The organism is Serratia sp. JUb9, from assembly GCF_014298095.1.
In the GTDB taxonomy this organism is placed as follows: domain Bacteria; phylum Pseudomonadota; class Gammaproteobacteria; order Enterobacterales; family Enterobacteriaceae; genus Serratia_B; species Serratia_B rhizosphaerae.
Genome location: NZ_CP060416.1, coordinates 183082 through 193994, shown reverse-complemented (window position 1 = coordinate 193994; position 10913 = coordinate 183082). Strand labels below are relative to the sequence as shown.

The 10913-nt window shown below is 58.9% G+C and carries 8 protein-coding genes; 3 read left to right on the top strand and 5 right to left on the bottom strand.

Annotation, left to right across the window (positions count from 1 at the left end):
* Window positions 1-38: 38 nt before the first annotated feature.
* Window positions 39-1235 (bottom strand): NAD(P)/FAD-dependent oxidoreductase, encoded by a 1197-nt coding sequence (locus HF675_RS00885; protein ID WP_187043923.1) that lies wholly within the window; start codon window positions 1233-1235, stop codon window positions 39-41.
* Window positions 1236-1536: 301 nt separating this feature from the next.
* Between HF675_RS00885 and pitA the strand changes: the two genes are divergently transcribed.
* The gene (gene pitA, locus HF675_RS00880) at window positions 1537-3039 is read left to right on the top strand and encodes an inorganic phosphate transporter PitA (protein WP_105232993.1); all 1503 of its coding nucleotides are present in this window, start codon (window positions 1537-1539) and stop codon (window positions 3037-3039) included.
* Window positions 3040-3091: 52 nt separating this feature from the next.
* On the opposite strand, the gene uspB is transcribed toward pitA, so the two are convergent.
* A complete protein-coding gene (uspB, locus tag HF675_RS00875; protein ID WP_105232994.1) occupies window positions 3092-3427 on the bottom strand; it encodes a universal stress protein UspB in 336 nt (111 codons plus the stop codon).
* Between the two features lie 583 nt (window positions 3428-4010).
* On the opposite strand from uspB, the gene uspA reads away from it, so the two are divergent.
* Together uspA and gdhA are read left to right on the top strand one after the other, a co-directional pair.
* Complete coding sequence (uspA, locus tag HF675_RS00870) at window positions 4011-4454, top strand: universal stress protein UspA (RefSeq protein WP_015962256.1); 444 nt, start codon at window positions 4011-4013, stop codon at window positions 4452-4454.
* A 180-nt stretch (window positions 4455-4634) separates the two neighbouring features.
* Window positions 4635-5978: an NADP-specific glutamate dehydrogenase gene (gene gdhA, locus HF675_RS00865; protein ID WP_187043922.1), complete on the top strand. Its 1344-nt coding sequence runs from the start codon at window positions 4635-4637 to the stop codon at window positions 5976-5978.
* 55 nt (window positions 5979-6033) lie between these two features.
* Here the strand turns inward: gdhA and HF675_RS00860 are convergent, their stop codons facing one another.
* From HF675_RS00860 to prlC, 3 genes are all read right to left on the bottom strand, one after another.
* Complete coding sequence (locus HF675_RS00860; protein WP_187043921.1) at window positions 6034-7932, bottom strand: bifunctional UDP-sugar hydrolase/5'-nucleotidase; 1899 nt, start codon at window positions 7930-7932, stop codon at window positions 6034-6036.
* Between the two features lie 155 nt (window positions 7933-8087).
* The gene (gene rsmJ / locus HF675_RS00855; RefSeq protein WP_105232997.1) at window positions 8088-8834 is read right to left on the bottom strand and encodes a 16S rRNA (guanine(1516)-N(2))-methyltransferase RsmJ; all 747 of its coding nucleotides are present in this window, start codon (window positions 8832-8834) and stop codon (window positions 8088-8090) included.
* An 8-nt stretch (window positions 8835-8842) separates the two neighbouring features.
* Window positions 8843-10885 carry an oligopeptidase A gene (gene prlC / locus HF675_RS00850; RefSeq protein ID WP_111737930.1) on the bottom strand — a complete coding sequence of 681 codons (2043 nt, stop codon included), beginning with the start codon at window positions 10883-10885 and terminating at the stop codon, window positions 8843-8845.
* Window positions 10886-10913: the final 28 nt, after the last annotated feature.

Below are 10913 nucleotides of genomic sequence, written 5' to 3'. Positions count from 1 at the left end.
ATTTTTCACCGTTTATCACAGGTTAGTCCTCATACCAGTCATTTATCCCGTGCCAGCGCTTGCGCACAGGCCCAGGCGGAGCTCCATGCCCACTGGAAATTGTAACCGCCCAGCCACCCGGTCACGTCCACCACTTCGCCGATAAAGTACAGCCCTGGCACCTTACGCGCCTCCATGGTCTTGGACGACAGCTCGCGGGTATCGACACCGCCCAGCGTCACTTCTGCCGTGCGGTAACCTTCCGTGCCGTTGGGTTGCACCCGCCATTGCTGCAGGCTATCCACCAGCTCTGCCTGCTGAGCCGGGGTCAGTTGCTTCAGGGTCGCTTCCGGCAGCTGTCCCAGCGTTTGCAAAAACTCAACCAGACGTTTCGGCAGCTGCAGCGCCAGCGTATTTTTCAGGCTCTGGTTAGGGTGAGCCTGGCGCTGCTGATCCAGGAAGCCCGCCAGATCGAGGTCAGAAAGTAAGTTAACACTCACATACTCACCAGGCTGCCAGTAGCTGGAAATCTGCAGCACCGCCGGGCCGGACAGGCCGCGATGGGTAAACAGGATGGCTTCCCGGAACAGCGTACCGTCTGCCGCCGTCACGCTGGCCGGCACCGAGACGCCGGACAACGTCTGTGATTGCTCCAGCAGCGGTTTATGCAGGGTAAAAGGCACCAGCCCGGCGCGGGTAGGCAACACATTAAGACCAAACTGTTCAGCCAGCTTATAGCCGAACGGTGACGCGCCCAGCCCCGGCATGGAAAGTCCGCCGCTGGCCACCACAAGTGAGCGTGCGCTTACTTTCTCGCCATTCAGCGTCAGTTCAAAGCCGTCGTCGTGTTTTTCCACCTGCAGCACTTCACTGCGCAGGCGTAGCGTGACCTGGCCCAGCTCACACTCTTTCACCAGCAGATCGACCACCTGCTGCGCCGAGTCGTCGCAAAACAGCTGACCTAGCGTTTTCTCATGGTAAGCCACACCGTAGCGGTTAATCAGGTCGATAAAGTCCCACTGGGTGTAGCGCGCCAGCGCGGATTTGCAGAAATGGGGATTATTGGACAGGTAGGCCGCCGGTTCGGCGTACATATTGGTGAAGTTACAGCGTCCGCCGCCCGACATCAGAATTTTACGCCCTGGCTTTTTGCCGTTGTCGAGCAGCAGCACCCGGCAACCCTGCTGCCCTGCCTGCGCCGCACAAAACATTCCCGCCGCGCCCGCGCCGATAACGACTACATCAAACTGTTCCACCTGAGCCTCTCTGAGTTAAACCACAATCACGACAAAAGCGCGCCATTTTACGCTATTTCGCCGCCACTCACCGCTAAATTCATCGTAGTTATGTGTAAATTACGACCTGCGCCAGCGCCGTCGTAAGGAAATGTTATAATCAGTAAATCCATGTAACATCATGATATTTATTTGATTTGCACAGAGATAGTGCCTGTTCGGGCACAATGAAATCAAAAAAACGTCATATTTTTCTTTTCCCCGCCCCCTGTTGTCACGGATAATGCGCGGCGTTCATGTCCACAAACCTGGCGTAACGCTTATGTTGCATTTGTTCGCTGGCCTGGATTTCCATACCGGCCTGATGTTAATACTCGCACTGCTGTTCGTATTGATGTACGAAGCCATCAACGGCTTTCATGATACGGCCAATGCGGTTGCTACCGTGATCTATACCCGTGCTATGCGCTCGCAACTTGCGGTCGTAATGGCGGGCGTGTTTAACTTCCTTGGCGTAATACTCGGCGGTTTGAGTGTTGCCTACGCCATTGTCCACCTGCTGCCAACCGATCTGTTGCTGAACGTCAGTTCCGCGCACGGATTAGCCATGGTGTTCTCCATGCTATTGGCGGCAATCGTCTGGAACCTCGGCACCTGGTATTTCGGTCTGCCGGCCTCCAGCTCCCATACGTTGATTGGCGCCATTATCGGTGTCGGCCTGACCAACGCTCTGGTTACCAACACCTCCATGGTGGATGCGCTTAACGTCCCGAAAATGATCAGTATTTTCCTGTCATTGATCTTCTCCCCGCTGGTGGGGATGATGGTCGCCGGGCTGATGGTGTTTATGCTGCGCCGTTACTGGAGCGGAACCAAAAAACGCAAGCGTATTCATATGACGCCGGCCGAACGCGAAAAAGTTGACGGTAAGCGCAAGCCGCCGTTTTGGACGCGTATCGCGCTGATTCTGTCCGCCGTCGGCGTAAGCTTCTCACACGGCGCCAATGACGGTCAGAAAGGCATCGGTTTGATCATGCTGGTGCTGATCGGCGTAGCGCCGGCCGGCTTTGTGCTCAATATGAATGCAACCGGCTATGACATCACCCGTACCCGTGATGCCGTCAGCCATCTGCAGCAGTATTACCAGCAGCATCAGGCGTCGCTGGCGCATGTCGTCGCCATCACGCCGCTGGTGCCGACGCCGGAAGAAACGCCGGCCAGCAACGCGCCGCAAGAGTTCCACTGCGACACGTCACGCGCCATGCCGGCCATCAACCATGCGTCCGGCCTGCTGAAAGACCTGCAAAGTTATGACCAGCTGAACGTGGAGCAACGCAGCCAGCTGCGTCGCCTGCTGATGTGCGTGACGGATACCGCAGATAAGGTCGCCAAGCTGCCGGAAACCTCAGCGGAAGACAAACGCTTCCTGAACAACCTGCGTCAGGATCTGCTGCAGACCGTGGAATATGCGCCGCTGTGGATCATTGTCGCCGTTGCGCTGGCGCTGTCTCTCGGCACCATGGTGGGCTGGAAACGCGTCGCGACCACCATCGGCGAGAAAATCGGTAAGAAGGGCATGACCTACGCGCAAGGCGTATCGGCTCAGATGACCGCCGCGCTGTCGATCGGCGTCGCCAGCTACACCGGCATGCCGGTTTCCACCACCCACGTGCTCTCCTCGGCGGTAGCCGGGACCATGATCGTGGATGGCGGCGGCGTGCAGAGCAAAACCGTGAAGAGCATCGCTCTGGCCTGGGTGTTAACCCTGCCGATTTCGATTCTGCTGTCCGGTTCTCTGTACTGGCTGGCGCTGAAGCTGATCTGAGTCAGCGAACCCAGAATACAAGGCGGCCTCAGGGCCGCCTTTTTTATTGGCATCAGTACCAGATAGCCATGGCGATCAGGCTGATCACCACCAGCCCGCACAGGGCGGAGGTCAGCATAAACTGCCGGCGCACCCGCTCGCAGCGGCGGATAAACTCCGGGTCGTGATGATCGCTATAGCGCTGCGCATAGATATAGCGCACCAGGCGCAGCTGCTTGCTCGGCTGGCCATGGGCGGTAAAGAAACCGCCGCCGTCAACATACTGGTACAACAAGGGGTCGCAACCGCGCAGCACCACCAGCAGCGCGCGCAGGGAAGAGTAATAGCGCACCATGTTTACCACACATACCACACACAAAGCCCAGAACAGCGCGACGGTACTGATCATGATTCCCCCTCAAGGCGTTGCGATCCACGGCAACCCGCCGGAGCCAACGACCCTACTTCATATCCAATACGACTGATGACCGATAGTGATACCGCTCAGGCATCGCCCTCCATCGGCGACGCCCCATCGATACGCAAACGCATATTGAGACAAGGTACGGCGCACAGAGGAAGGGTGAGGCCTATAACATTATTGTAGGATAACGAAACGTAAACGTAGCCGGACAGACAGGGAAAATTTAGCGCGGCCGGCGCGTTACCCGCCACCGCCGGCCATGCTCGCCGACGCTCAAAACGCCATTCGGGACTATACTTGCTCTAAGAACGCTTATAATTCAAACGCTCAAGGGCGAAATACCCCCTGAATAAATAGGATTTTTAGCCCGATAGGTGTAAAACTAACAGGGTGAAAATAGCAAGACTGAGTGAAGCATTGCGCTGTGATCGGCCCGACATATCATTGCGTTAGCGTAATGATATGATGCAGGCAGACGCCAAACCATGGCGGAGAAAACAACGGCGCCAGGCTGGCGCGCGGAATGCCTGCTACCCTTTAATCGGCATTATATGGAAGGAGTATTCTCATGGCTTACAAACACATTCTTATCGCGGTAGACCTCTCCCCGGAAAGTAAAATTCTGGTCGAAAAAGCAGTTTCCATGGCGCGGCCGTACAATGCCAAAGTCTCCTTGATCCACGTCGATGTTAACTATTCCGATCTGTATACCGGCCTGATCGACGTTAATCTGGGCGATATGCAAAAGCGCATCTCCGAAGAAACCCACAATGCGCTGACCGAGCTGTCACAAAACGCCGGCTACCCCATCACCGAAACCCTGAGCGGCAGCGGCGATCTGGCGCAGGTGCTGGTGGACGCCATCAAGAAATACGATATGGATCTGGTGCTGTGCGGCCACCATCAGGACTTCTGGAGCAAGCTGATGTCTTCCGCCCGCCAGCTGATCAATACCGTACATATCGATATGCTGATTGTGCCGTTGCGCGATGAAGAGGATGAAGACGCCTAAGCTCAACGCCTCACACCGGTCAAAAAGCCCACAAATTGTGGGCTTTTTCGTTTCTGCAGGAATTAATCGCTTGATAAACAAGCGCCACCCGGTGATATAGTCAAGTCAGACACAACATCTTCCCCCATGACGTTAAATCAATAGCAATAACCGGGGGCATTAATTTAGAAGGAGCTATCTATGGAACAGGGCGCATCGCTCGAATCCTTTCTTGCCGCATTACAGCAGCAAAACCCTTATCAGGACGAATATCTGCAGGCGGTACGCGAAGTGTTTACTTCGCTGTGGCCGTTTATCGAACGCAACCCGCGTTATCGGGAATATGCACTGCTGGAACGCCTGGTCGAACCGGAACGCGTGATTCAGTTCCGCGTCAGCTGGATGGACGACGCCGGCCGCGTGCAGGTCAACCGCGCCTGGCGCGTGCAGTTCAACTCGGCCATCGGGCCGTACAAGGGCGGCATGCGTTTCCATCCGTCGGTGAACCTGTCGATTCTGAAGTTCCTCGGCTTTGAACAGACCTTCAAGAACGCACTGACCACGCTGCCGATGGGCGGCGGCAAAGGGGGATCGGACTTCGACCCCAAAGGCAAAAGTCAGGGCGAGATCATGCGTTTCTGCCAGGCACTGATGAGCGAGCTATACCGTCATCTGGGGCCGGATACCGACGTACCGGCCGGTGACATTGGCGTTGGCGGACGCGAAGTCGGCTTTATGACCGGCATGATGAAAAAGCTGTCCAACAACACCGCCTGCGTGTTTACCGGCAAGGGGCTTTCCTTCGGCGGCAGCCTGATCCGGCCGGAGGCCACCGGTTACGGTCTGGTGTACTTCACCGATGCAATGCTGAAACGCCACGGGCTGAGCTTTGAGGGGATGCGCGTTGCGGTATCCGGCTCCGGCAACGTGGCGCAGTACACCATCGAGAAGTCGCTGGCCTTCGGCGCCCGTGTAGTGACCGCCTCCGACTCCGGCGGCACCGTGGTGGACGACGCCGGCTTTACCACCGAGAAGCTGGCGCATCTGGCGGAAATCAAGAACCAGCGTTACGGCCGGGTGGAGGACTACGCCCGCGAACGCGGCCTGACCTATCTGCCCGGCGAGCAGCCGTGGAGCGTCCCGGTAGATATCGCGCTGCCGTGCGCCACCCAGAACGAACTGGACCTGAGCGCCGCCAAGATGCTGATCCATAACGGCGTGCAAGCGGTCGCCGAGGGCGCCAATATGCCGACCACCATTCAGGCCACCGACGCCTTCCTGGATGCCGGCGTGCTGTTCGCGCCGGGCAAGGCGGCCAATGCCGGCGGCGTCGCCACCTCCGGGCTGGAGATGGCGCAAAACGCCGCACGCCTCGGCTGGCGGGCGGAAAAAGTCGACATACGCCTGCAGCACATCATGGCGGATATTCATCACGCCTGCGTGGAGTATGGTGGCGAAGGCAAACAGACCCATTACGTGCGCGGCGCGAATATCGCCGGCTTTGTCAAAGTGGCGGAGGCGATGCTGGCGCAAGGGGTGCTGTAACGTAACATCCCGCTCATTGATGCCGGCGCTACCGCCGGCATTTTTTTACCCCGCGTCAGGCCTGATTCAGCGCGGCAATAATCACCAGCTGGTCCTGCAGCTGTTTTTGCAGCGCCGGATCGCCGGCCGTCTTCAGTTGCGCTTTCAGCTCGGCCTCTTTGCGTAAACGCGCCTGCGTGTCGCTGAACGTCAGCCCTTTCACGTTAATCGACGCCACATTGCTGTAACGCCCGTCCGCCGTGGTCGGCACGCTGATCCTGCCGTCATTCAGCAGTTTTTCGACGATTTTACGCTGCTTTTCGTAGCCATTCAGCCCAAGAAGCTGCCAGCGCTGCACCGCTTGCCCCTGATACCGCCCTTTTTTCACTTCGGTCAGATAGCGGATGGTGAGATTACGGATCGTCCCTGCCTCCTCGCCGTACTCCTGCTTGCTGTCCGACAGCACCGGGAAGCGCATGCCCTCCAGCGCACCGCCTTGCTGCGTCAGGTGCCCCATGCGGTAGCTGTTCATCCCCAGACGAATCGGCGTACTGTCGGTCACCGGCGTGCCGTCGGCCATTTTCAGGTCGACAATGCGCTGCCCCGCCGGCTGACGCAGATCTATCTTGTAGGTCACGCCGTCAAAGAAATCATTGGTGGAATACTTGGACGCCCGGCGCTGCGGGTTAAAGCTGTAGGTGACATCGCCGTTGTGCAGCTGGTTGAAATAGCCGGCGGACCATTCCATATATTTCTTCAGCTCTTTGCCGGTCATCTGGTAGACGGTGATTTCACCGCCGGCATATTGATAGTTGAAGGCGATATCTTTGGCGGCGATGGTGCCGACGTTCAGTTTCGGCCGGTCGTTATCAATCTGCAGCGCAATCACCTCAGCCTGCGGCGCATAGTAACGGCTGGCCTCCTGATACAGCTTGCTGATGCCGGTATCCTGCACGTGCACCTGCGGAATGCCCTTGACCGCGTCCGGCGGCACCAGATCCTGCCCCGTCAGCTGAGCTATCGGCCGGTTGGCGTTGGCGCGCAGGATCTTGTGGTACGGCTGATAGATATCTTCCAGCTGTTCGTCTGACGCCGTGCCCTGAATAGGATAGGTGTAGCTGTCTTTATTGATCAGCACAAACTTGCCGTTATGCCGTTCAAACTGCAGATCGATCCGCGACAGCGCGCGGCCATATTTATCCGGTTCGGTCACGATCACGCCGTTGATCACCGCCTTATCGACCTTCACATGCATATGCCCGGCGACGATCGCCGCCAGTTCCGGATTGGCGCGCGCAATATCACCCACGCCGGTGCCCGGCCGCTGGTTTTCATTATCGATGCCCATGTGCGCCACCAACACCATGGCGTCAACCTCACCCTGGATCTGTTGGATCACCTGTTTTACCGCCTGTACCGGATCGGTAAAATTCACCCCCTTAAGGCGATCGGTACCCTTAGCAAACTCGGCGGCCATCGGCGTATCCATGCCGATAATGCCGATCTTCACCCCCTGCCGCTCAACGATCTTGTAGGCCGGTAAATAGGGCTTGCCGCTGTCCCACAGGATATTGCCCGCCAGCGCCGTGCCTTTGAACTGGTTAAGCGAGGTGGACAGCGGCTGCAGGCCGAAATCAAATTCATGGTTGCCCATTACCCAGACGTCATAGTCCAGCGCGTTAAAACCCAGGATCATCGGGCTGGTTTTGTCGTTCTTAAACGTTTCGACAAAATTGCCCTGAATGGTGTCGCCTGCATCCACCAGAATCACGTTCGGCTGCTGCGCACGCACGTTGCGCACCTGGGTGGCGATTTGGCTCAGGCTGCCGGCCAGGTTTTCGCTGTCGGTGGCGTAGTCCCAGGGCACAAAGGTGCCGTGCAGATCGGAGGTGCCCAGAATGGTGATATTGACCGGCTCGGCGGCCATCGCGGTGCTGCCCAGGCAAAGCAACAGGGAAAGGAGCGTCTTTTTCATAATTCCATTTACTGCAAGTGGGATGACATTAGCTGGCAGCATGCGATCGGGTTTGTGCTTTTTCCAGCAGGTTTTCAGATTGATGCAAAGAAATGAGAGGTAGATCGAGTAGGAAAGGCCCGGTTCACCGGGCCGTTTACTGACGGCAAAAACCGCTACAGCGGCATATAGATATCGAAACGGTGGTTTTTAGTTACCGTCGCAGCATGCGCCGGCACCGCCGCCAGCGGCGGCGCGTAGTCGGGGCGTTTCACCACAATGCGTTTGGTCGCCAGACGCCGCGCCGGCTCCAGCAGGCCGTCAGCGTCATCATCGCTGCCCACCAGCGACTGAAACACCCGCATCTCTTTTTTCACCAACGCGCTCTTCTGCTTGTGCGGGTACATCGGATCGAGATACACCACTTCCGGCCGCGGGCTGAGATCGGACAACGCCGTCAGGCTGGAGGCATGCAGCAGCGTCAGCCGCTCCCGCAGCCACGGGCCGATTTCCGCATCCTGATAGCCGCGCTGCAGGCCATCATCCAGCAATGCCGCCACCACCGGATTGCGCTCCAGCATCCGCACCCGGCAGCCGAGCGCCGCCAGTACAAAGGCGTCGCGCCCCAGCCCGGCGGTGGCGTCCACCACGCTCGGCAGGTAGCTGCCCTTGATGCCGACCGCCTTGGCCACCGCCTCGCCGCGCCCGCCGCCAAAGCGGCGACGGTGCGCCATCGGGCCGGAGACAAAGTCCACGTAGATCGCCCCCAGTTTCGGCTCGTCGCGCTTGCGCAACTCCAGCCGTTCCGGAGTCAGCACCAGCGCCATCTGCGCCTCGTCGTCCGAGGTCAGCTGCCAACGCTCGGCCAAAACAGACAAGGCGCCGGGATCGGCGCCTGCTTCACACAATAAACACACGCTCACGTGTCTGGTTATCCTTTAATGCCGTAATGGCGCAGCATAGCATCCAGCTGCGGCTCGCGGCCACGGAAGCGCTTGAACAGTTCCATCGGCTCTTCCGAACCGCCGCGCGACAGGATGTTATCCAGGAAGGCGCTGCCGGTTTCGGCGTTGAAGATCCCCTCTTCCTCGAAGCGCGAATAGGCATCCGCCGACAGCACTTCCGCCCACAGATAGCTGTAGTAGCCCGCCGCATAGCCGCCGGCAAAGATATGGCTGAAGGCATGTGGGAAGCGGCCCCAGCTCGGCGACGGCACCACGGCGACCATTTTCTTCACTTCGGCCAGCAGCGGCAGGATCTGCGCGCCGGTTGCCGGGTCATATTCGTAGTGCATACGGAAGTCGAACAGGCCGAACTCCAGCTGGCGCAGGATAAACAGCGCCGCCTGGTAGTTTTTGGCTTCCAGCAGCTTGTCGAGCAGCGCTTTCGGCAGCGGCTCGCCGGTTTCATAGTGGCCGGAGATAAACGCCAGCGCTTCCGGCTCCCAGCACCAGTTTTCCATAAACTGGCTCGGCAGCTCGACCGCATCCCACGGCACCCCGTTGATGCCGGCGACGCCGGCGGTGTCGATCTCCGTCAGCATATGGTGCAGGCCGTGGCCGAACTCATGGAACAGCGTGGTCACTTCGTTATGGGTAAACAGCGCCGGCTTGTCGCCCAGCGGACGGTTGAAGTTACAGGTCAGGTAGGCGACCGGCTTTTGCAGCTCGCCGTCCGCCTTACGCAGTTTGCCGACGCAGTCATCCATCCAGGCGCCGCCGCGCTTGTGCTCGCGCGCATACAGATCCAGATAGAAGCTGCCGCGCAGCGAGCCGTCGGCGTCAAACAGGTCAAAGAAACGCACTTCCGGATGCCAGGTATCAACGCCCTGACGCTCTTTGGCGGTGATGCCGTAGATACGCTTCACCACCTCGAACAGCCCGTCCACCACGCGTTGCTCCGGGAAGTAAGGACGCAGCTGCTCATCGCTGATGGAGAACAGGTGCTGTTTCTGTTTTTCGCCGTAGTAGGTGATATCCCAGGCCTGCAGTTCATCGACGCCGTAGTGCTGCTTGGCGAAGGCGCGCAGCTGCGCCAGCTCCTGCTCCGCCTGCGGGCGGGCGCGCTTGGCAAGATCGCTCAGGAAGTCGATCACCTGCTGCGGGTTTTCCGCCATTTTGGTCGCCAGCGATTTATCGGCGTAGGTGTCAAAGCCCAGCAGCTGCGCCAGCTCATGGCGCAGCGCCAGCGTTTCCGCCATCACCGCGCTGTTGTCCCATTTACCGGCGTTCGGCCCCTGATCGGAGGCGCGGGTGGTAAAGGCGCGGTACATCTCTTCACGCAGCGCCTGGCTGTCGGCATAGGTCATTACCGGCAGGTAGCTCGGCATGTCCAGCGTCAGCAGCCAGCCCTGCTGCTCTTTGGCCTGCGCCATGGCCTGCGCCTGCGCCAGCGCGCTTTCCGGCAGGCCGCTTAATTCGGTTTCATCGGTAATCAGCTTGCTCCAGCCCATGGTGGCGTCGAGCACGTTGTTGCTGTAGGTCGAGCCCAGCTCGGACAGGCGCGCGACGATTTCACCGTAGCGCTGCTGTTTTTCCGCCGGCAGGCCGATGCCTGACAGCTCAAAGTCGCGCAGCGCGTTTTCCACCGCTTTACGCTGCGGTACGCTCAGCTGCGCAAAGCCGTCGCCCTCTTTCAGGTTGCGATAGGCCTGATACAGCCCTTCGTGCTGGCCAACCCAGGTGCCGTACTCAGACAGCAGCGGCAGCGCCTGTTCGTAAGCTTCACGCAGCTCCGGACTGTTTTTCACCGAGTTCAGATGGCCGATCGGCGACCAGATGCGCGACAGGCGATCGTCCACTTCCGCCAGCGGTTGCACCAGGTTGTCCCAGGTGAACGGCCCCGGCTGCGCCACCACCCGCTCAACTTCAGCGCGGCAATCGGCCAGTGCGGATTGCACCGCCGGCACAATATCTTCCGGACGGATAGCGGAGAACGGCGGCAGGGAAAACGGTGTCAGCAACGGATTTGTCATAGGGCAGTCCTGATTATCGTTGGGGCCG

Excerpts from the sequence above, each read along its gene's own strand:
- pitA (WP_105232993.1), top strand. The coding sequence starts at position 1,537 with ATGTTGCATTTGTTCGCTGGCCTGGATTTCCATACCGGCCTGATGTTA.
- uspB (WP_105232994.1), bottom strand. The coding sequence starts at position 3,427 with ATGATCAGTACCGTCGCGCTGTTCTGGGCTTTGTGTGTGGTATGTGTG.
- uspA (WP_015962256.1), top strand. The coding sequence starts at position 4,011 with ATGGCTTACAAACACATTCTTATCGCGGTAGACCTCTCCCCGGAAAGT.
- gdhA (WP_187043922.1), top strand. The coding sequence starts at position 4,635 with ATGGAACAGGGCGCATCGCTCGAATCCTTTCTTGCCGCATTACAGCAG.
- HF675_RS00860 (WP_187043921.1), bottom strand. The coding sequence starts at position 7,932 with ATGAAAAAGACGCTCCTTTCCCTGTTGCTTTGCCTGGGCAGCACCGCG.
- prlC (WP_111737930.1), bottom strand. The coding sequence starts at position 10,885 with ATGACAAATCCGTTGCTGACACCGTTTTCCCTGCCGCCGTTCTCCGCT.